This is a genomic window from Sulfurimonas sp. HSL3-2, from assembly GCF_039645965.1.
Taxonomy (GTDB): Bacteria; Campylobacterota; Campylobacteria; order Campylobacterales; family Sulfurimonadaceae; genus Hydrocurvibacter; species Hydrocurvibacter mobilis.
This window is the reverse complement of record NZ_CP147917.1, coordinates 1,572,107-1,590,044: the sequence shown is the minus strand read 5'-3', so window position 1 is coordinate 1,590,044 and position 17,938 is coordinate 1,572,107. Positions and strand designations below refer to the sequence as shown.

At 41.0% G+C, this 17,938-nt stretch carries 28 protein-coding genes; 14 read left to right on the top strand and 14 right to left on the bottom strand.

Annotation, left to right across the window (positions count from 1 at the left end; translation table 11 throughout):
- Positions 1 to 68 precede the first annotated feature (68 nt).
- Positions 69 to 410 (top strand): TraR/DksA C4-type zinc finger protein, encoded by a 342-nt coding sequence (locus WCX87_RS08020; RefSeq protein ID WP_345979080.1) that lies wholly within the window; start codon positions 69 to 71, stop codon positions 408 to 410.
- Here the strand turns inward: WCX87_RS08020 and WCX87_RS08015 are convergent.
- Genes WCX87_RS08015 through WCX87_RS08000 form a run of 4 tightly spaced genes read right to left on the bottom strand, consistent with a single transcriptional unit; the run spans position 399 to position 1,920 of the window.
- Positions 399 to 761, bottom strand: a complete 363-nt coding sequence (locus WCX87_RS08015) for a hypothetical protein (protein ID WP_345979079.1) — start codon at positions 759 to 761, stop codon at positions 399 to 401. The genes WCX87_RS08020 and WCX87_RS08015 overlap by 12 nt on opposite strands.
- A 39-nt stretch (positions 762 to 800) precedes the next feature.
- Positions 801 to 1,109 (bottom strand): DUF1294 domain-containing protein, encoded by a 309-nt coding sequence (locus WCX87_RS08010; protein ID WP_345979077.1) that lies wholly within the window; start codon positions 1,107 to 1,109, stop codon positions 801 to 803.
- A 1-nt stretch (position 1,110) separates the two neighbouring features.
- Positions 1,111 to 1,296 carry a hypothetical protein gene (locus WCX87_RS08005; protein WP_345979075.1) on the bottom strand — a complete coding sequence of 62 codons (186 nt, stop codon included), beginning with the start codon at positions 1,294 to 1,296 and terminating at the stop codon, positions 1,111 to 1,113.
- Between the two features lie 45 nt (positions 1,297 to 1,341).
- Positions 1,342 to 1,920 carry a hypothetical protein gene (locus WCX87_RS08000; RefSeq protein ID WP_345979073.1) on the bottom strand — a complete coding sequence of 193 codons (579 nt, stop codon included), beginning with the start codon at positions 1,918 to 1,920 and terminating at the stop codon, positions 1,342 to 1,344.
- Positions 1,921 to 2,047: 127 nt separating this feature from the next.
- Here WCX87_RS08000 and WCX87_RS07995 point away from each other — a divergent pair, with 127 nt between their 5' ends.
- Together WCX87_RS07995 and WCX87_RS07990 are read left to right on the top strand one after the other, a co-directional pair.
- On the top strand, positions 2,048 to 2,671 hold the full coding sequence (locus WCX87_RS07995; RefSeq protein WP_345979071.1) for a TetR/AcrR family transcriptional regulator: 624 nt from the start codon (positions 2,048 to 2,050) through the stop codon (positions 2,669 to 2,671).
- A 62-nt stretch (positions 2,672 to 2,733) separates the two neighbouring features.
- On the top strand, positions 2,734 to 3,090 hold the full coding sequence (locus tag WCX87_RS07990; protein WP_345979069.1) for a cupin domain-containing protein: 357 nt from the start codon (positions 2,734 to 2,736) through the stop codon (positions 3,088 to 3,090).
- Here WCX87_RS07990 and WCX87_RS07985 read toward each other — a convergent pair.
- On the bottom strand, positions 3,087 to 4,010 hold the full coding sequence (locus WCX87_RS07985; protein ID WP_345981104.1) for a glutaminase: 924 nt from the start codon (positions 4,008 to 4,010) through the stop codon (positions 3,087 to 3,089). The two genes, WCX87_RS07990 and WCX87_RS07985, sit on opposite strands and share 4 nt — an antisense overlap.
- 83 nt (positions 4,011 to 4,093) lie before the next feature.
- On the opposite strand from WCX87_RS07985, the gene WCX87_RS07980 reads away from it, so the two are divergent.
- Together WCX87_RS07980 and WCX87_RS07975 are read left to right on the top strand one after the other, a co-directional pair.
- The gene (locus tag WCX87_RS07980) at positions 4,094 to 5,215 is read left to right on the top strand and encodes a metallophosphoesterase (protein WP_345979067.1); all 1,122 of its coding nucleotides are present in this window, start codon (positions 4,094 to 4,096) and stop codon (positions 5,213 to 5,215) included.
- A gap of 39 nt (positions 5,216 to 5,254) precedes the next feature.
- The gene (locus WCX87_RS07975) at positions 5,255 to 6,130 is read left to right on the top strand and encodes a DUF808 family protein (RefSeq protein WP_345979066.1); all 876 of its coding nucleotides are present in this window, start codon (positions 5,255 to 5,257) and stop codon (positions 6,128 to 6,130) included.
- Here WCX87_RS07975 and WCX87_RS07970 read toward each other — a convergent pair.
- Positions 6,080 to 6,658 (bottom strand): NUDIX domain-containing protein, encoded by a 579-nt coding sequence (locus tag WCX87_RS07970; RefSeq protein ID WP_345979064.1) that lies wholly within the window; start codon positions 6,656 to 6,658, stop codon positions 6,080 to 6,082. The two genes, WCX87_RS07975 and WCX87_RS07970, sit on opposite strands and share 51 nt — an antisense overlap.
- Before the next feature lie 74 nt (positions 6,659 to 6,732).
- Here WCX87_RS07970 and WCX87_RS07965 point away from each other — a divergent pair, with 74 nt between their 5' ends.
- Together WCX87_RS07965 and WCX87_RS07960 are read left to right on the top strand one after the other, a co-directional pair.
- Entirely contained in the window at positions 6,733 to 8,502 is a 1,770-nt protein-coding gene (locus WCX87_RS07965) for an ABC transporter ATP-binding protein (RefSeq protein ID WP_345979062.1), read from the top strand.
- A gap of 37 nt (positions 8,503 to 8,539) precedes the next feature.
- The gene (locus tag WCX87_RS07960) at positions 8,540 to 8,947 is read left to right on the top strand and encodes a tetratricopeptide repeat protein (RefSeq protein ID WP_345979060.1); all 408 of its coding nucleotides are present in this window, start codon (positions 8,540 to 8,542) and stop codon (positions 8,945 to 8,947) included.
- Here WCX87_RS07960 and WCX87_RS07955 read toward each other — a convergent pair.
- Genes WCX87_RS07955 through WCX87_RS07940 form a run of 4 tightly spaced genes read right to left on the bottom strand, consistent with a single transcriptional unit; the run spans position 8,944 to position 10,682 of the window.
- Positions 8,944 to 9,456 (bottom strand): hypothetical protein, encoded by a 513-nt coding sequence (locus tag WCX87_RS07955; RefSeq protein ID WP_345979058.1) that lies wholly within the window; start codon positions 9,454 to 9,456, stop codon positions 8,944 to 8,946. The genes WCX87_RS07960 and WCX87_RS07955 overlap by 4 nt on opposite strands.
- A gap of 15 nt (positions 9,457 to 9,471) precedes the next feature.
- The gene (locus WCX87_RS07950) at positions 9,472 to 10,074 is read right to left on the bottom strand and encodes a hypothetical protein (RefSeq protein ID WP_345979056.1); all 603 of its coding nucleotides are present in this window, start codon (positions 10,072 to 10,074) and stop codon (positions 9,472 to 9,474) included.
- Positions 10,075 to 10,077: 3 nt separating this feature from the next.
- Positions 10,078 to 10,302, bottom strand: a complete 225-nt coding sequence (locus WCX87_RS07945; protein WP_345979054.1) for a hypothetical protein — start codon at positions 10,300 to 10,302, stop codon at positions 10,078 to 10,080.
- A complete protein-coding gene (locus WCX87_RS07940; protein WP_345979052.1) occupies positions 10,299 to 10,682 on the bottom strand; it encodes a NifB/NifX family molybdenum-iron cluster-binding protein in 384 nt (127 codons plus the stop codon). Before WCX87_RS07940 ends, WCX87_RS07945 begins: the two co-directional genes overlap by 4 nt.
- 115 nt (positions 10,683 to 10,797) lie before the next feature.
- Here WCX87_RS07940 and WCX87_RS07935 point away from each other — a divergent pair, with 115 nt between their 5' ends.
- The 7 genes from WCX87_RS07935 (at position 10,798) to WCX87_RS07905 (ending at position 14,101) form a co-directional block, all read left to right on the top strand.
- Entirely contained in the window at positions 10,798 to 11,523 is a 726-nt protein-coding gene (locus WCX87_RS07935; protein WP_345979050.1) for a NifU family protein, read from the top strand.
- Positions 11,524 to 11,532: 9 nt separating this feature from the next.
- The gene (locus tag WCX87_RS07930; protein WP_345979048.1) at positions 11,533 to 11,955 is read left to right on the top strand and encodes a hypothetical protein; all 423 of its coding nucleotides are present in this window, start codon (positions 11,533 to 11,535) and stop codon (positions 11,953 to 11,955) included.
- A 51-nt stretch (positions 11,956 to 12,006) separates the two neighbouring features.
- Complete coding sequence (locus WCX87_RS07925) at positions 12,007 to 12,396, top strand: 4Fe-4S dicluster domain-containing protein (protein WP_345979046.1); 390 nt, start codon at positions 12,007 to 12,009, stop codon at positions 12,394 to 12,396.
- Between the two features lie 5 nt (positions 12,397 to 12,401).
- Positions 12,402 to 12,779, top strand: coding sequence for a NifB/NifX family molybdenum-iron cluster-binding protein (locus WCX87_RS07920; RefSeq protein WP_345979044.1), 378 nt, complete (start codon positions 12,402 to 12,404; stop codon positions 12,777 to 12,779).
- Positions 12,779 to 13,168: a 4Fe-4S dicluster domain-containing protein gene (locus WCX87_RS07915; RefSeq protein WP_345979042.1), complete on the top strand. Its 390-nt coding sequence runs from the start codon at positions 12,779 to 12,781 to the stop codon at positions 13,166 to 13,168. Before WCX87_RS07920 ends, WCX87_RS07915 begins: the two co-directional genes overlap by 1 nt.
- A 203-nt stretch (positions 13,169 to 13,371) precedes the next feature.
- Positions 13,372 to 13,767 (top strand): 4Fe-4S dicluster domain-containing protein, encoded by a 396-nt coding sequence (locus WCX87_RS07910; protein ID WP_345979041.1) that lies wholly within the window; start codon positions 13,372 to 13,374, stop codon positions 13,765 to 13,767.
- 1 nt (position 13,768) lies between these two features.
- On the top strand, positions 13,769 to 14,101 hold the full coding sequence (locus tag WCX87_RS07905) for a hypothetical protein (RefSeq protein WP_345979039.1): 333 nt from the start codon (positions 13,769 to 13,771) through the stop codon (positions 14,099 to 14,101).
- Here the strand turns inward: WCX87_RS07905 and WCX87_RS07900 are convergent.
- The 4 genes from WCX87_RS07900 to WCX87_RS07885 form a co-directional block, all read right to left on the bottom strand.
- The gene (locus WCX87_RS07900) at positions 14,098 to 15,345 is read right to left on the bottom strand and encodes an ArsS family sensor histidine kinase (protein WP_345979038.1); all 1,248 of its coding nucleotides are present in this window, start codon (positions 15,343 to 15,345) and stop codon (positions 14,098 to 14,100) included. The two genes, WCX87_RS07905 and WCX87_RS07900, sit on opposite strands and share 4 nt — an antisense overlap.
- On the bottom strand, positions 15,338 to 16,006 hold the full coding sequence (locus WCX87_RS07895; RefSeq protein WP_345979037.1) for a response regulator transcription factor: 669 nt from the start codon (positions 16,004 to 16,006) through the stop codon (positions 15,338 to 15,340). The genes WCX87_RS07900 and WCX87_RS07895 overlap by 8 nt, the downstream gene beginning before the upstream one ends.
- 62 nt (positions 16,007 to 16,068) lie before the next feature.
- Entirely contained in the window at positions 16,069 to 16,746 is a 678-nt protein-coding gene (locus WCX87_RS07890) for an EF-hand domain-containing protein (protein WP_345979035.1), read from the bottom strand.
- An 85-nt stretch (positions 16,747 to 16,831) separates the two neighbouring features.
- Positions 16,832 to 17,899, bottom strand: a complete 1,068-nt coding sequence (locus WCX87_RS07885; protein WP_345979034.1) for an alkene reductase — start codon at positions 17,897 to 17,899, stop codon at positions 16,832 to 16,834.
- Positions 17,900 to 17,938 lie beyond the last annotated feature (39 nt).

Genomic DNA, 17,938 nt, shown 5'->3' with positions numbered 1-17,938 from the left:
TATGAATTTTTTGTAAATCCGATCTTTTATACTATAATTTACAAAATCCTATCTATAGAGACGAGGCTATGACTACTTCACAAAAAGAGCAGATCAAAGAGAATATTGTCGAGCATATCGCGTCTCTTGAAAAAGAGATAGCGGAACTTCAGGAGAAGATAAGACCGATCTCTCCGGATTGCTCTTTGGGTGACCTGACACGCTTTGAGATGATGCACGAACAGGATGTGTTTCACAAAGCTCTGCATAATTCACAGATACGGCTGGGTAGATTAAGACATATACTCAGTACTATAGATGAAAATGATGAGTATGGCAGTTGTGCAGAATGTGGCGAGGATATACTTTTTGAAAGACTTCTGCTTCTTCCAGAATCTACTCACTGCAGGGACTGCGCTTCAAACAAGTGAGTCTTTAAAACTGACACTTACCTGACTGGGTTTTAAGATAAAACGGTAGTACAGATAGTACAGCGGAAGTCCAAAATAGGTCAGAAGTCCGAAAAATATGAAAAGCACTCCTAAGTTGAAATGCTTTTTCTCTACTATGATGGTGTCATCGGTCTTAAACACGATCTTATAGCCGTTTTGATAGTACATCTCGTCTATCATGTCCAGTTTCTCTTTTTGACTGAAATCACTTGCTCTTATCTTTGCTATATAGTCTTCATAATTGGCTTTGTTCGTTTTTTGAGTCTTTTTATCGATAAAGTAGAGTAAAACACCGAGTGGCAGGATAAAAAGCATAATGATCGTAGTCATCTTATATCCTTTTACTATGGAAGTAACTGCTAGATTATATTACAAAAAACTGTATGGATTTTTAATATAAACAACTATGACTGCAAGCTGCAGGATGACCACAGAAACGAATTTTATGAGAAACGACGTCTTTTTTATCTTATGACGAAAGAGAAACATTGCGATCAATGAACCGACAGAGCCGCCCAGCAGTGACGATAATAAAAGTCTGAACTCTGGAACTCTTCGGACATTCCTGTTGTTGCTCAGTGCTTTGATCTTATCGTAACCGTAGAGCATAAAAGCAAAGATATTTACTGTGATGAGGTATACCTCAAAGTATGTCAGAGTAAAACAGATGTTTAGCAATTTATTGCAGGCTGTCTATCGAGATCTCAAATATCTTACCGGCTTTATCCTCTACGATAGCGGTGTTTATATCTTTAAATATGGTGATGACCTGGACATCTTCACCTTGATATGTATAAGTGGTCTGCTCGTTGTTTATTTTATAGTCTGTATTAGAATCAAATTTTATTGTTTCAAGATAGCTCATTATCACTCCTGATAGCCTTATCTAAGTAGTTTACATAAGCATTTTTTATTCCATCTGACCTTTACCTAATGCTTTACCTATCGCTTCTATCTGTCTTCTGTGGATCAAAGTGTGTATGAACATAAATGCGCTCCATTCAAAGTTGTTAAACTCGATAAACCACGGATGCTTCTTAGTCATTATCGATTTTTTCTTTGGCAGAGAACTTATAAATGAGTCGTATTGTTGTGAAAAAGCCAGAAACTCTTTAATCGTATCGGCACTGTTTTCATAAGGTTTTACACCCTCTATCGTCACCTCTTTTGTAAACTCCTGTTCTTTTGAAAGCGCATAGATGATGCCCATGACACCCGTTCCTGCGATGACCAGATGCTCCATGACCATGTTGATAGAAAAGTCTCGGCTGTTGTCTTCGATGGCAAAGACTCTGTCAATGATCACTCGTTTTTGAAGATCCTCTTTTGAGATCTTACTTACGATATTCTCTATCTTTTTTACCTCTTTGTTTAAGAGTTTTAGAGCAGATTCCCAAGTAAATACAAATCGTACGCTCGGTACTAAAAAGTGTTTTATAAACAGCTGTTCCAATTTTGGCAGTCCGCCTCCGGGTAGTCCTAGTTTCATGCTATTTCCTCACTTGATTTAGAAAATTTTATTTGAATAAATATTTAATACAGCTTAAAAATAGAGTAATTACTCTAAAATAGTTAAAAAAGTTAGTGTTTATACTCTAAAGTGCTATAATGTCTTTATGAAAAAGAAGCTCTCACCTACAAAAGAAAAGATCAAAAAAGCCACTGTTTACCTGTGTAACGAGGGTGATTCATTGTCTGTGACAACGAACCATATTGCCAAAGAGCTCGGTATCTCTCCTGGCAATCTTTACTATCATTATAAAAACAAAGAGGAGATAATCAGAGATATTTATCAGGATATGTCCACAACATTTGAGTCGTTTAACAGTTTCGAGCAGATACTTAGCAGCGTAAATCCGTTAAAAGAGATGCACAGCATGTTTGACAGATACGGCGAACTGTTCTGGGAGTATAGATTTTTGATGCGGGATTCTGCTTTGCTTATGGCGATCGATCCTGAACTAAAAGCGATGTTCGCGGCAAATCAGGCAAAAAGAATACTCCAGATAGAATCATTGCTGAAGTTTTTGATCCATGAGGAGATACTTGAGAACATCCCAAAAGAGCAGATAGCAAAAAGAGCAAAACTGCACTGGTTCATATCTGCTTACTGGCAGGTGTTTACTTCGACTTATGATGTGATATCAAAAGAGTCTATTAACGAAGCTAAAGAGATGCTGTTCGAGCTGCAGATATATCCGTTTTTATCCCAAAAAGGTAAAAGACTTTTAAGTGAATAATCCAGTGTTTTTATGGTATATTTTCCAAAAATTTAATGCATCTTACATGTAAGGATCCTCTTATGATAAAAAAAGCAGTTACAGAGATAGCATCGGTCGAACAAAAAGCGGGAAAAGGTGTCTCTATGAAGATGCTTCTCTCACCCGATGAAGCTGAGAACTTTGCTATGAGACAGTTCACAATTAAAGTCGGTGGCCATATGCCCTTTCACACAAACAGCGTAGAACATGAACAGTTCGTGCTAAAAGGCAAAGCGAAAGTGACTGTTGGTGACGAGGTGTTTGAAGCAGTAAAAGGCGATATCTTGTATATCCCCGCAAATGTACCTCATATGTATGAGACGATCGGTGACGAGGACTACGAGTTTTTGTGTCTGGTACCTAAAAAAGAGGATGTCATCAGCATGGTCTCATGCTAGAAGACCGATAACCCGCTCTTTTGAGAAAAGAGTTCAAGCGCCTGCGTTCCTGCAAGTGAGTTCCCCCAGCTGTTAAGCCTCGGCGAGAAGACGGCTATGCTCATAAGCTTAGGGACGACGGCGACGATCCCGCCTCCCACACCGCTTTTTCCCGGAAGTCCGACGTGAAAAGCAAACTCCCCTGAAGCATCGTAATGTCCGCATGTCAGCATCACTGCATTGACACGTTTTGCCTGATTATCGGTAATGAACTTCTCGCCGGAGATAGGGTCTGTCCCGTGGTTTGCCAAAAAGAGCATCGCACGTGAGAGTTCCTGTGTACTCATCGTGATAGAACAGTGTTTAAAGTAGCTTCTTACTACATCTTCGACTTCATTTTCAAGATTGCCGAAACTCTTCATCAAGTTGGCAAGAGCTAAGTTTCTATAGCCATGGTTGTATTCTGAAAGATAGACCTCTTCATCATAGGTGATATCATCGTTATGCGCGACGTTTTTTATGAAATCAAGAATCTTCTCAAACGTATCGTTTGTCGTTTTGTAGTGCGAGAGCAGGGTGTCGGTGATTACGATAGCCCCTGCATTTATAAAAGGGTTACGAGGGATCCCTTTTTCATACTCTAACTGCACCAAAGAGTTAAAAGGATTTCCCGAGGGTTCTTTTCCTACACGTTTATAGAGGTCTTTACTGTAGATGTTCAGTGATTTTGTAAAGGTAAATACTTTTGAGATGCTTTGGATAGAGAACTTCGTATCAGAACAGCCGATGCTGTATGTCGTACCGTCAAACAAAGTCACGCTCATCGCGAACTGGTCCGGGTCTACATGAGCAAGAGCAGGGATGTAGTCTGCTACCTTGCCCTGCTGCAGAAACGGCTTTATCTCCTCTTCTATCTCACTCAGTATTTTGTTGATATCTATCATCTTTACACCTTTGCTGTCACTCATAGTTTTTAAGTCAAACTATTTTATCAAATTTATATTAATTTGATATAATCAAATTTATGAACGCACTTCTATTTGGGTTGATATTTTCAACCGTATTTGTCTTGTTAAATCTTTATATCCATAAGAGATTGATCGAAAAACTGGATCTCTCAAAGAGGATCAAACACTCTCTGAATATCTTTTTGGTCATCAATTTTCTCGGTATTATCGCTTATATCTCGGCAAGATACTACGTAAACATCCCAAGCTGGCTATATTATCTGCTTTCTCTTCCTATCGGCGTACTATTTTTACTCTTTTGTACGGCGATCGTCTATGATCTCTCTAGGATCATACTTTCACTTGTACCTATTTCAAAGAAGCGAAGAGATTTTTTTAAAAGATCACTTGATATCTCTTCACTGATCGTGGCAGTATCACTTAGTGCCAGAGCGATGTATGAGGCCAGAATCGTAGGGGTAGAGAAGGTCAAGGTCAAGATAAAAAGACTTGCACGTCCGTACAAGATAGCACAGATAAGCGACCTGCATATAGGCGGTCTGGTGGGTAAAGAGTTTATCCATGACATAGTAAGAAAAGTCAATGCTTTAAACCCTGATGTAGTGGTGATAACGGGTGATCTTATAGACGTCAAGGCCGAGTATGCAAAAGAGACATTAGAGGAGCTAAAAAAACTCCGCTCTGTGTACGGTACATATTTCATCGTAGGTAATCATGAGTACTTTCACGGCATAGGCGAGATCATTGCTGCCGTCAAGTCGCTTGGCATACGAGTGCTTGAAAACGAGAATGTTTACATAGGAGAAGCGGGTAGAGGGTTTAATCTTGCGGGTGTCTATGACGTGTTCGGGTACAGGACGAAGAGCTATATGCCGGATCTGCCCAAAGCTTTAAAAGGTATCCAAGACTCTCCGACCATTCTTTTGGCACACCAGCCTCGCTTTATAGAAGAGGTGAACGGTAAAGTAGACCTGATACTCAGCGGCCACACCCACGGCGGACAGATATATCCTTTTAAGTTCTTGATAAGACTAGTACAGCCCTACATCAGCGGACTGCACCAACATACGAAAGAGCTGCAGATATATGTAAATAAAGGAACTGGTTTCTGGGGCCCTCCGATGAGACTTGGAGCCTCTTCCGAGATAACTGAGATAATGCTTGAGCCCTCTATTTGATGTATAATACGCTAACAAAATAAAAGGACAGACGAATAGATGGCATCGGGAATTTTTATGCTTTTAGACGATATCGCGGCACTAGCCGATGATGTCGCAGTCGCAAGTAAGATAGCAACACAAAAAACAAGTGCGGTACTAGGCGACGACCTCGCAGTCAACGCGCAAAAAGCGACGGGATTCGATCAGTCGCGCGAACTTGCCATCATCTGGGCGATCACAAAAGGCTCTTTAAAAAACAAAGCGATCATTCTGCCTATAGCATTTATACTAAGCAGTGTGGCTCCGACTCTTATCATCTACATTCTTATGCTCGGCGGGCTTTATCTGCTTTATGAGGGCACTGAGAAGATAGAGGAGTACCTGTTTCATAAAGGTCATGAAGAAAAAGATGAAGAGCTTTTAAACTCTACAAAAGAGAACATCCTCGATATCGAAGAAAAGAAGATCAAGTCGGCGGTGTTTACAGACTTTATACTCTCGATAGAGATAGTTGTCATCGCACTCGGTACGGTCATCAACGAGCCTTTTATGGTTCAAGTCATCTCTACGGTATTTGTCGCGATACTGGCTACATTTGGAGTGTACGGATTTGTCGCACTTATTGTCAGAATGGACAATGTCGGTTTCTGGCTGATAGAAAAAAAGAGAACGAGAAGCGGGAACTTTCTGATAAATGCTATGCCAAAACTTATAAAAACGTTAGGATTTATCGGGACGTTTGCGATGATCTTGGTCGGCGGCGGGATACTCGCTCACCATGTGGAGTTTTTTCACCATTATTTCATAGAAGGTGTTCCAAGCCTGCTTAACGATCTGATAGTAGGGCTTGTTATTGGAGTGGTCGTTATAGTCGCTGTAAGACTATTCGAACTTGCTCTTATCAATACCAAAAAGCTCATCAAGCATAATTAGTATCTCATCTTTTGAGGAACCCGCAAAAGAGTTTTGTAAAAAAAGGTTGATCCCCTTCTCTTTGTGTTCAAAGATAGGGACTATCTTTATGCCGGTGATCTCAGACATAAAATGGGACTTATCTCCCTCTTCATAAGCATGAAGCAAGATGGAGCGGGAAAAGTTGTTTAGGATATGGTAGTAGATGTGCAGGAACTCGACTTCTAAGACTTCAAGAGCGTAAAGGTGGGTAGCTATCTTTCCGACATGTGTTGCTATCGGACGGACTTTTTCCGGTTTTACGGTGATACCGATCTCCTCCTTGACTTCGCGTACAAGAGCATCTAAAAGATCCTCCCCCTCATCGACAGTCCCGCCGGGAAAACCCATACGCCCGTCCCATCTGTCTATCATGATGAGTGCCGGACATATCATATGTTTGATGTCGTCGTTAAAGTATTTCCAAGGCGATATCTCATTGACATAGATAGCCAAAAATACGGCGTTCTTTCTATCTCTGTAATGGTCTCCAAACTCTACACGTTCCATAGTTCTCTTTTAAAGCGTTTTTATAATTTTACACTAAAGATAAAGATTTTACATGTAAGAGATATAATTACATCATGAATAACGAACCTATTACTTTAAAATATATATTTAAACTCATACTGCATAACAAGCCTGCTTTGATATACGGACAGATCATAACCGTCATCACTATCTTGCTGAGCGTGCCTATCCCGCTTATGCTTCCGGTGATGGTCGATGAGGTCCTGCTGCATAAACCGTCGCACTTTGTGGGTACGATCGATTATCTTTTTGGTTCTGGAAGTGCTTTTTACTACATAGCTATCGTCACCTTGGCAGTCATCTTTTTACGTTTTATCTACTTTGTCTTCGGTGTCATCATCACGAAGATATTTACAAAGATATCTAAATATGTGACATATATGATCAGACGCAGGCTGATAAAACATCTTAAGATCGCGTCAATGAACGAGTATGAGACTCTTGGAAGCGGAGCTATCACGGCAAATCTTATCACCGATGTCAACACGCTTGACAGCTTTATCATCACAAGTGTAAGCCGTTTTGTCTCTTCTGTGCTGACCCTGCTTGCCGTGGGCGTGGTGATGATAATGATAGACCCGCTTCTTGGGATCCTGATCCTTTTTATCCAGCCTCTTATCATGTTTGTCAGTAAAAAGATGGCAAAAAGAGTAGGGGTGCTCAAAAAAGAGGAGAACGAGTCTATCGAGAAGTTTCAAAGCGAGATCGGTGAGACTTTGGAACTTTACGGACAGATAAAAGCAAGCAACAAAGAGGACTACTTTTTCTCAAAAGCGATCGTTCAGGCGGCCGACATACAAAAGACTTCAAACGAGTATGGCTACAAAAGTGTAGCATTTGAGAAGCTTTCGTACACGATCTTTCTCATTGTGTTCGAACTTTTACGTGCAAGCGGACTTCTTCTTGTGGCATACAGTGACCTGAGTATCGGGATGATGTTCGCGATGTTCGGCTACATCTGGTTTATCATGACTCCCGTACAGGATATCCTCTCCATGCAATACTCCTACGCTTCTGCGATGGCAGCAATAAAACGCCTTAATAAGATACTCGCTCTTAAGACCGAAGCCAGCGGTGAGAAGGTTATCGACTCTGTACATGTAGATATCTCACTGAAAAATCTCAGCTTTTCATACAATGCCGACAAACAGATACTTCAAGATATCTCGTTTGATATCCCCTCAGGCTCTAAGATAGCACTTATCGGTGCAAGCGGTAGCGGGAAGACGACACTGGCTCAGGTGATATCGGGCTTTTATGAAAAGGATGGCGGAGTCATTACATGTAACGGCATAAACATAGAGGAACTCGATAAACACTCTTTAAGAGAGAAGATATTCTTGGTACTTCAGATGCCCATACTCTTTAACTCCACGCTTCGTTTTAACATAACGATGGGAGATGAGAGCATTAGTGACGATGAGATATTTAAAGCACTACATACAGCACAGCTGAGCGAGATGATCGACGCGATGCCGCAAGGTCTTGATACTATAGTCGGGCATCACGGTATCCGTCTTTCAGGCGGGCAGAGACAGCGCCTTAGCATAGCGAGGATGATCATCGCAGACCCGAGTATAGTGATCTTTGATGAGTCCACTTCCGCACTTGATGTGCAAACGGAGGCAAAACTCTACACGACCATTATGCCACTACTAAAAGAAAAGACCGTCATCACCATCGCACACCGTTTAAGTACCGTTAAAAATGCAGATATGATCTATGTCTTAGACAACGGCAAGATAGTGCAAAGCGGGACACATAAAGAGCTTGAAGAGCAAGAGGGACACTATATGGAGTTCATTAAAAATCAATTGATTTAGAGAGTTCTGCTATAATTTTCTCATATAAGGAACAGCAATGAAAAAAACAGTTTTATCTCTTTTTCTCCTCATCGGCATAAGTGCTAATGCAGACCTTTTTAAAGATGGTTCTTCAGCGTATGAGAAGGGCAATCTTGATGATGCCATAAGCATCTGGTCAAAGGCGTGCAGCGACGGTTTTATGGAAGCGTGCGATAAGCTAGGCTCTATGTACTACTTCGGATACGGCACGGAAAAAGATCAGTTAAGAGCAAAAGAACTGTTTTTGAAAGTGTGTATCTCGGGTAACGGCGAAGACTGTGCTAAAGTCGCGAAGATGTACAACTACGGGTATACTGTAAAGCAGGACAAGAAAAAAGCCACGGAGCTTTATAAAAAAGCATGTGATGCAGGATTTGAAGAGGGGTGTAAAAACTACTACGAGTTGAAGAGAAAAGGGTATTAGACCCCTTTTAAAGCCTCTTCTATCTGTGCAAGTGCCAGTTTCTTTCCGTTTTCCTCTTCGTCCGCACTCCACCAGTATTCGATTATCTGCTGTTCTATCGTTCCAAGCAGGTCGATAGGCAGGTTTGCAAATACCTCAAAAGAGCTGACCATATCTCTGTTCACGCCGTTTCTTTTTGCGATCTCGTCTATCAGTTCGCGTATCGACTTCTCGACACTTGTAGGTTCGGGAAGCGGCATTCCGTCATCTGTAGGCTGCTGCAGTTTTCTTGCAAAGTCTATCCAGGTCTTTATCTCATCTTCTAAGTAGTCATACCCGTGTATCTGATAACAAAGTATACGTGAGGGAGTATAGACGATCTCATCCCCTTCATCCAAGACATCCGATGTCTTTGCCACGCCGTCGTTAAGATAGACTTCAACCCTTTGGTTGTCATGTATTGTAGATGCCGTTTCAAAAGCGTTTCTCGCATGTTTTAAAAGGTCTTGTGTTAGTGTTTCTTTATCCATCTTATCTCCATTTTTTTAGTTCATATAGGGTATGTCTAAAACCGCATCACGGTCTTCGGCATCATATATGTAGGTCTCTTTACGCTTTATGCTCAGTATCGGTTTTGTCACGACTATCCGCTGCAGCGGATGCAGGTTCGATCTGTTAACCGCTTTTGTAATATTGTCGCACAGATAGTTGGTCACTATCGGGTGCCAGTCGCTATGGTTCTGCTCTACATGTAAAGCCAGTTTTGAAAGTTCTTCGACACTCATATCATCACACCTTGGAAGTTTACGTACGACGTTTCTTACAAACTGTTTTGAAAAGTGCTCTTCTCCAAGCACAAGGAGTTCAGAAGCCGCATCGATGTCCGCTTCGTTCTCGCTGTAACTATAGGCATATCTAAAATGCTCACATACCCACTCGGTATATATTGGATAATGTCTCAGAACATTTACAAGATCTCTCAGGTCTTGGTCGATGAGCACCTGAAAAAGCGTGATCGTGTTCTTACTGATACTTCTCCAATGAGGCTCATCTTTTTTAAAACTGTCTTTCTCCAAGATAGGCTTATACTGCTCTATATCGGATATTTCATCTATAAGTCTGGCTTTTTTCTTGTATGTCTCGCTCATAGACTACTTTGCATTATGATAATCCCATAACTTCTTATAGAAACTGTCAAGCTTGGACAGTGTCGCATCTATCAGTATGAGGTTTTTCATATTCGGATAGTGTAGTTTTGGATGTTCCTGATACCATAATTCCATTTCGGTCTTAAACGCATCGCGCTGTGTTACGGTATCGATTATCATAGCCTTGATCTGTTGCATCTCTGTCGTTAGTATCTCATTTGTTTTCATGTACACTCACAATTTTGGGATGATGTACCTGGATCAAGATATGTCGAAGCATTGTCGGCATCTACTTTTATAAACGAATCCTCCCCGATCTTTTTGACGATATCAGAGAGTCCCATAGGCTCTTTTCCTATGTAATAGACATCAATTTCGTCTTTGTTCAGTTCAGAGAAGGGACCGTTGCCCATATATGAATAGACTACGCTTTTTATGTCCCACTTCTTTAGTAGTTTGGCAGTGTTTATGCCGTTTCCGCTTTCCTTGTTTTGTATAAAAAAGAAAGCATCTTCTGTCGGTTTATAGATAGCAAACATTTTTACATTTCCAAAAAGTTTTGATGATTTTGCATCGATGGATGCAGAGTCAACCGGAATTGCAATCATTTTAGCTCCTTATATATCAGCTGTTAACCAGGTCTCGTACACTTAAGTGCAAAAACAGTTCTAGAACAATTGATGCATAATGAGTTTAAAATGTACATAGAAAAAGGAAAATAGTATGAGCGAAATATTTAATAAAGCGATACAAGAGTTTGAATCAAAAAATTATATAGGAGCTTATGGACTTTTCGAAGAGGCCGCACCCAATAATCCGGATGCGATGGTCAATCTTGCTATCATGCATATGCAGGGACGCGGATGTACTCAAAGCTATGAACTTGCAAAATCATGGTTTCTTAAGGCTGCAGAGCTGGGCAGCACTAAAGCACAGCACAGCCTCGGCATCTTTTATGAAAAAGGGATGTTAGGCAGTATAGACGAAGATGAAGCGCTGAAATACTACAAGATGGGTGCAGACAGCGGACATGTGGACTCTCAACTAAAAACCGGGATACTTTATAAACAAAAAGGGAACAATGCAGAGGCTATGCGTTATCTTATCACCGCTGCATACAATGACAACAAGCAGGCTCAAGAGATCATCACTTATGTGAGCAACTCATCTATAGCGACAGAAAAAAATGAAATATTTCATGCACTTGACGCCATCAAACAAAGAGCATTGGTCGAAAACCTTATTGAGACGAAGATCCGTCCGACACTTGCAATCGACGGCGGCGGGATCGAACTTGTAAACTATATACCGGGAGAGAAACCGCAGGTATGGCTAAACTATCAGGGAACGTGTTCAGGGTGTCATTTGGGTTCTACATCAACGGCAGATATGCTGTTGAATCATTTTGAAACAATGATCGACAAAAATGTCGTACTTTATCTAATGTAGGCAACAAATATGAATAAGTTAATAGCAACGGTAGAGGGTATCGAAGAGAGTGATGTCGTGACATATATACATGTCAATAGCGGTGACACAAAGATGCAGCTTATCAGATCGCAAAGACCGAAATGGTTAAAAGTGGGAGATAAGGTCTATTGTAATTTTCAAGAGGGTTCTGTCTGTGTGAGTAAGGATTGTCCGGGAAAAGTCTCCATAGAAAACACTTTACCCGTGACTCTGCAATGCGTCAGAAAAAATAACTCTTTATGTGAATTGACTTTAAAGAACAGCGACTTCGGAGAGATCATCTCGCTTATCACTTCAAGTGCTTACGACAAGCTTGAACTGCAAGAGGGTTGTAGTGCGACAATGCTCTTAAGAGGTACGGATATCAAGATAGAACCGGTCGAAGATCCGTTAAAAGTCGGTAACGCATAGTTCAGAATAAAAGTTGCATATTTATTTGTATAAAAAACAAGGAGAAAAACAATGGCTGTAATGATAACTGATGAGTGTATAAACTGTGATGCGTGTGCATCTGAATGTCCGGTAGCTGCGATACTACCTGATGACAATGAGAAAAACCCGTTTGAGGGTGAAAGATTTTATGTAAAACCTGAGACTTGTGTAGAGTGTGTAAGCCACGCTGACACACCTCGTTGTGCTGAAGCTTGTCCTACTGAAGGTTCTATCGTTTGGGATATGCCTTATACTGTAGAGTTCAACGACTACTATGCAGAAGGAAACGAAGCAGGAACATATAAGATCCGTGAACACAAATCAAAAGGTCTTATGCTTCCTACAGTAAAAGAACAAGCATTTATGGATATATCTATGGATGCTCGTACATCACACGCGAACGTTATGGATTCGTTTTAAGAATCATGAACGTAGCATTCGCATCGACTACAGGTGAAAAAATAGACCAGCATTTCGGCTGGTCAAAAAGTTTTTATATCTACAAAGTCGATAAAGAAAAAGTCGAGTTCTTAGAGGTAGTAGACAGCTCAGAGGAGCCTGAGGGTGAACAGGAGAAGTTAAACTACAAGATCAAGACGCTCGGAGACGCGGACATAATGTACTGTACGCAGATCGGACCGACTGCTTCAAAGATGGTTCAAGCCTCAGGTATCCACCCTGCACGTGTTACCGAAGGCGAGAGCATAGAAGAAGCTGCAAAAAAACTGCAAGAGATGTTAAATGATAATCCACCCTTATGGTTGCAAAGAATATTTCACAAAGCAGAGAGTAGGAGTGCATAATGGCTGTTCTTATCACCGATACATGTATAAACTGTGATGCTTGTATAGAGGAGTGTCCCGCGACTGCGATCGTAAGTGCCGACGAATCGCCTTTAACGGATGCCGAATATACCTATGTCAAGCCGGAAAAATGTATCGAGTGTGTAGACGCCGCCGTGCCTAAATGTGCCGATGTCTGCCCGACAGAAGGGTGTATAGTCTGGGATATGCCGTACATCGAAGAGTATAATGATCACTTTACACAGAGTGATGATTATGTTATTCGCGTGCATAAGAAGAAGGGCATACTCTCCCCCGCCGTTAATCCGCAAGCATACAGAGAAAACATCACAAAAGAGCAGAGGGAAAACCGTGTCAGTGTCGGAGAGACATTGAAACTTTATAATTAGATTCTAATTTCTCCTCTTACTCTTACTTACAAAAAATAAAATCCTTAAATTTCATATTAATTTTCTAAAAACCTACAATTTTGCAAATATTTTCCTTACATGTAGCTCTTCTAGAACGCATCTTGCAAATACTCAGATAAAGAATGATTGTAGCTACATGATGCAAGGTCATTACATATTAACTAATTATCAAGGAGATATTGATGTCAGTAATAATAAACGATACTTGTATAACTTGTGATGCTTGTCTGCAGAACTGTCCGGTAGAGGCGATAGTGGATGATTCGGATAATCCGACGGGAAACCCTCGCTACTACGTACAGCCTGATAAATGTGTCGAGTGTGTCGGCATATATGACGATCCTCAGTGTGCGGCGATCTGTCCGAGTATCGGATGTATCACATGGGATATGCCTTTTACTAAAGAGTTTGACGAGCATTTCTTAAATGACGAGATATACAAACTTGGAACAAGTAAAGAGGGACAGGTGAAATCTCCTGCATACAAAGAGAAAAAATTCCGTGAAGATATCCCTCTTACAAAACGCGGTGTAGGTGAAAAAGTCCAAGAAGAACCTGAAGAATCAGAAGTAGGCTAAGTTGTACGACTTAGGTAAAATTCCCTCAGTCGCAAACTCGCTTGATGCTTTCGAGCGGGACTGTGCCATCACCGTCGTACTCAAGATAACCGACGATACATGTAAGATGGACGACCTTGAAAAAAGCATTTTTATGATGCTTTATGACGCCATAGAGAACAAACAAAGCGACTACTTCGACAAAAGTGTATTTGAACTTATAGAAGAGGGCCGTAAAACTCCAACAGCACAGATCTACTCAAAGATAAAGACACTTCGTCAAGACGCCATGGAGATGATAACCAGGCCCAAAATGAAAGCATTTAAGGCCGGTGTCAGAGAACGGTTAGTCTAAAAAAGGACATTAAAACAGTTGTGTCCCTTTATATATTTGTAAGTAAGTCGGCAACCGTGTTTTTTCAGTATGGAGTCGGTTATATAAAGTCCTAGTCCAAGACCTGCAGATGAGTCTTCAAAGTCACGGTTAAAGGGCTTGGTAAAGTTTTGTTTCTCTATAGGTAACGGATCACCCGCACTGCATATCTCGATGGCATCTTTTTTTATTGTGACTATAGGCTTTGCTATTGAATATTTAAGTGCATTATCCAGGAGATTTTTTAAAGCAATGGTAAAAAGTTTAAAATCGACTTTGACGATAAGCTGATTTTCTTCACCGTGCACCGTTATACTCTCTTTATCGCAAAGAAGCATATCGCAGGAATGGTCGAGCAGATCGACAAATCTGTACTCCTGTAGTTCTAAATGCCATTCTCCACTGTTAAAGTTTTCCATTTTTGCAAATTCGTTTAGAAGATAATCCATACGAAAAAAAATACGTTTCAAGCGTTCTTGTTCAGTAGAGGTCTCAAGACACTCCGTTGTAAGAGACCCCTTCATTATAGGTGTTTTTAGTTCATGTAAGACATTTCTTAAAAAAAGGGAACGTGCTTCTCTCATCGCGGCGATCTTTTCTAAAGCAGAGTTGAATTCATAGGTTATCTGCGATATTTCATCATTTCCTTTGATCGGAAGATCAATGTTGGTGTCTCCATCTTTAAAAGCGATGATCGCATTTTTAAGACGGTGTAAAGGAAGCAGTTTGCGGATAAGATAAATAAAGAAAACCAAGATAAGAGAGTCAACCGCAGCTAGTATTGTCCAAAAGATCACGAGTGAATGTGGCTGTATATCTTCAAGGACATGAGTCCTAAACTCTCTCATATCCAGCGGCGGCGGAGGCATGAATCCCAGATGTTCAAAAGCAAACGGCGGCGGAGGGGGCGGTTTAATATTTGTAAAAAATGTGTGACCTCTATAGCTAATCATCTTCCCAAAGGGCAGTTCTATTAATGTCTTGCCTTTAGACAAGAGTTCTTTTGAAGATAGTTTGGAAGGTTTGATCATAAGTTGTGTTAACTCTACAGAAAAATCTTGTTGTTCATTATGGAGTAATCTGTCAGCAAGAAGAAAACGGCGTATCTGTTCACCCTCTTGTTGTTTAGTGAAATGTTGATGTGCTATCCAAAACAGTCCGTTGATAAGAGTGAATATAAGGATAAAAAATACACTGATAAGACGTATAATAGAATGTTTATTCATTTATAAACTTATATCCGATTCCTCGAACAGAGACTATATATCGGGGGTTTTTAGGATCATCACCTATTTTTTGGCGAATACGTCCCATAATAACATCTATACTTTTAAGACTGCTTTCATATTTGATAGAGCCTATATTTAAAAGTAATTCCTCACGTGCTATGACAAAACGGTCTTTGTTTATCATATATGAGACAATATCGTATTCTGCTTGTGTCAATTGTAGTGGAATGTTATGTTTTGAGATCTCATGACGGTGGTCATCTATCTCAAAAGGAGTGGACTTTTTAGCCATCATTGGATGGATACGACGCATAATGGCGTTGATGCGGAAGACTAGCTCCTGAGAGTCATAAGGTTTTGGTATGTAGTCATCTGCACCTCGTGAAAAGCCCATCATTTTATCTCTTATATCTGAACGGGCAGATGAGATGATGATAGGGATTTCACTTTCTTGACGGATCAAACGACATATCTCCATTCCGTCCATTTGCGGAAGCGAGAGATCCAAGACGAGCAGATCATACTTTCTTGCCTGAAAAAGACTCAAACCCTCAAGCGGTGTAGAAGCTACAGTTACTTCTATATCCTCTTTTTGTAGGCTCATTTTAAGTAGTTGTGCCAATTCACAGTCGTCTTCGATCATCAATACGTTTATCATTTTTCGATTATATCTTTAAGAAAGTAAATAAAAAGTAACATGCCCAAAGCAGGGCATGCGTATTAAGCACTTGTGTTAAGAAGTGATGTAGTGTCGGTAGTATTACTGCTGTTGTTTCCATAGTAAGAAAGGATCTTTTGCAGCCAGTCATTACTGATCTGTTTAGTCGTTGTCTCTGTTTGAGATGAGGATGAAGCTGTAGTACTTTCTTGATTCGTCGAATCGCTAAAAAGTGCTGATAGCTCATCTGAACTGATACTGCCGTCTTGATTCGTATCGAGCGCAGAAAATAGTTTGTCAAGACTCATACTTCCTGATGCATCAGATGTCGAATCGCTTGGTGGCGGTGGTGGCATTCCTCCTGGCGGCGGTGGCGGCATTTCGCCATTTTGATTTTGTCCATCACCTTGCGGTGGTTTAGGCGGTTTCATGTTCTTAAGCGCTGCCATAAGTTCATCAGTACTTAAACTTCCATCGCTGTTTGTATCAAGCGTGTTAAATATGTCTGATGTTGATGAACTGCTGTCTCCTGTGCTGGTACTGCTGTCTGTATTTGATGCAAGAGCCTGTGCTGCGGCACTAAACTCTGCTTTATCAATAGAACCGCTGTTGTCGCTGTCCATAGAGGTCAGTAGCTGCTGAGCCATCTTTTCAAAGTCTGGTTTTCTTCTATGTTCAGAAGACGAGACACCTGAAGAGCTGTAAGATGAATACGCATTGTAGTTAGAACTAACTGTCATGGTAGACTCCTAGTCTGGTGTAGCAAGAAAAAATTCTTACCCGATGACAATGATAAAGTCTATTTAGTAACTAATGGGTAACATTTTACAACGTCGGATAATCAGTATACCCTTTTGCATCTTGCGTGTAGAAGGTGGTGCTGTCCGGTTCGTTTAGCTTGCCGTTCTTTTTAAAACGCTCTGGCAGGTCGGGATTTGCAAGGAAGAGTCTCGCATAGGCTACGGCGTTTGCAAGATGGTTTTCAATGACCAGATTTCCTTTGACCTTATCATACTCTCCGCATACGATGAGAGTACCTTTGTAAGCATCTCTCAGTACTGAGAGCTCTACGACATTTGCGCCGTGTCTTATGTCGCCTTCAAGCGCATCGACGATATGCAGATATGCAAGGTCACAGTCGTTTAGTCTCTGGCAGACATAGGCGAAATGTTTTTGCGGATTTGAATCGCTCATATCGTTCATCGTTCCGCTTGGAGAGAGTCTGACACCTGTTTTGTCTGCTCCTACGGCATCAGTCACTGCTTTTATGACTTCCAAAAGGAAACGGCTTCTGTTTTCGATGCTTCCGCCGTACTCATCTTTTCTTTGGTTTGTACCGTCACGCAGGAACTGGTCGAGCAGGTAGCCGTTTGCACTGTGTATCTCTACACCGTCAAAACCTGCATCCATCGCATTTTTGGCAGCATTTGCATAGTCTTGGACAATGTCTTTTATCTCTTCGGCTTTAAGTGCTCTCGGTTTTTCATAATCTTTCATCCCCTCATAGGTGTATTTTTTACCTAAGAGTTTTATGGCTGAGGGTGCTACCGGAAGTTCTCCGCCTAAAAATGAGGAGTGCGATACTCTCCCCACATGCCACAGCTGTAAAAAGATCTTGCCCTCTTTTTCATGTACGGCTTTTGTGACTTTTCTCCAGCCTTGTACCTGAGCATCTGTATGGATCCCTGGAGTATAGGGGTAACCGATACCTTGAGGAGATATCTGCGTTCCTTCGGTTATGATAAGCCCGGCCGTTGCTCTTTGTGCGTAGTACTCGACCATCAGGTCGTTTGGTACATTGTCTTTGATGCTTCGGCATCGTGTCATAGGAGCCATAAAAATTCTATTTTTTAGATTGTAATTTCCAATTTTTATAGGCGAGAAAAGATTCATTATCGACTCCTTTGATCTAATAAGTAATTATTATCTCTC

Coding starts and splice junctions, on each gene's coding strand:
- WCX87_RS07895 (WP_345979037.1), bottom strand. CDS start 16,006: ATGATAAACGTATTGATGATCGAAGACGACTGTGAATTGGCACAACTA.
- WCX87_RS07915 (WP_345979042.1), top strand. CDS start 12,779: ATGGCTGTTCTTATCACCGATACATGTATAAACTGTGATGCTTGTATA.
- WCX87_RS08020 (WP_345979080.1), top strand. CDS start 69: ATGACTACTTCACAAAAAGAGCAGATCAAAGAGAATATTGTCGAGCAT.
- WCX87_RS07945 (WP_345979054.1), bottom strand. CDS start 10,302: ATGAAAACAAATGAGATACTAACGACAGAGATGCAACAGATCAAGGCT.
- WCX87_RS07940 (WP_345979052.1), bottom strand. CDS start 10,682: ATGATTGCAATTCCGGTTGACTCTGCATCCATCGATGCAAAATCATCA.
- WCX87_RS07955 (WP_345979058.1), bottom strand. CDS start 9,456: ATGGATAAAGAAACACTAACACAAGACCTTTTAAAACATGCGAGAAAC.
- WCX87_RS07995 (WP_345979071.1), top strand. CDS start 2,048: ATGAAAAAGAAGCTCTCACCTACAAAAGAAAAGATCAAAAAAGCCACT.
- WCX87_RS07980 (WP_345979067.1), top strand. CDS start 4,094: ATGAACGCACTTCTATTTGGGTTGATATTTTCAACCGTATTTGTCTTG.
- WCX87_RS07920 (WP_345979044.1), top strand. CDS start 12,402: ATGAACGTAGCATTCGCATCGACTACAGGTGAAAAAATAGACCAGCAT.
- WCX87_RS07930 (WP_345979048.1), top strand. CDS start 11,533: ATGAATAAGTTAATAGCAACGGTAGAGGGTATCGAAGAGAGTGATGTC.
- WCX87_RS07925 (WP_345979046.1), top strand. CDS start 12,007: ATGGCTGTAATGATAACTGATGAGTGTATAAACTGTGATGCGTGTGCA.
- WCX87_RS07965 (WP_345979062.1), top strand. CDS start 6,733: ATGAATAACGAACCTATTACTTTAAAATATATATTTAAACTCATACTG.
- WCX87_RS07970 (WP_345979064.1), bottom strand. CDS start 6,658: ATGGAACGTGTAGAGTTTGGAGACCATTACAGAGATAGAAAGAACGCC.
- WCX87_RS08000 (WP_345979073.1), bottom strand. CDS start 1,920: ATGAAACTAGGACTACCCGGAGGCGGACTGCCAAAATTGGAACAGCTG.
- WCX87_RS07950 (WP_345979056.1), bottom strand. CDS start 10,074: ATGAGCGAGACATACAAGAAAAAAGCCAGACTTATAGATGAAATATCC.
- WCX87_RS07910 (WP_345979041.1), top strand. CDS start 13,372: ATGTCAGTAATAATAAACGATACTTGTATAACTTGTGATGCTTGTCTG.
- WCX87_RS07975 (WP_345979066.1), top strand. CDS start 5,255: ATGGCATCGGGAATTTTTATGCTTTTAGACGATATCGCGGCACTAGCC.
- WCX87_RS07960 (WP_345979060.1), top strand. CDS start 8,540: ATGAAAAAAACAGTTTTATCTCTTTTTCTCCTCATCGGCATAAGTGCT.
- WCX87_RS07890 (WP_345979035.1), bottom strand. CDS start 16,746: ATGACAGTTAGTTCTAACTACAATGCGTATTCATCTTACAGCTCTTCA.
- WCX87_RS07990 (WP_345979069.1), top strand. CDS start 2,734: ATGATAAAAAAAGCAGTTACAGAGATAGCATCGGTCGAACAAAAAGCG.
- WCX87_RS07885 (WP_345979034.1), bottom strand. CDS start 17,899: ATGAATCTTTTCTCGCCTATAAAAATTGGAAATTACAATCTAAAAAAT.
- WCX87_RS08005 (WP_345979075.1), bottom strand. CDS start 1,296: ATGAGCTATCTTGAAACAATAAAATTTGATTCTAATACAGACTATAAA.
- WCX87_RS08015 (WP_345979079.1), bottom strand. CDS start 761: ATGACTACGATCATTATGCTTTTTATCCTGCCACTCGGTGTTTTACTC.
- WCX87_RS07935 (WP_345979050.1), top strand. CDS start 10,798: ATGAGCGAAATATTTAATAAAGCGATACAAGAGTTTGAATCAAAAAAT.
- WCX87_RS07900 (WP_345979038.1), bottom strand. CDS start 15,345: ATGAATAAACATTCTATTATACGTCTTATCAGTGTATTTTTTATCCTT.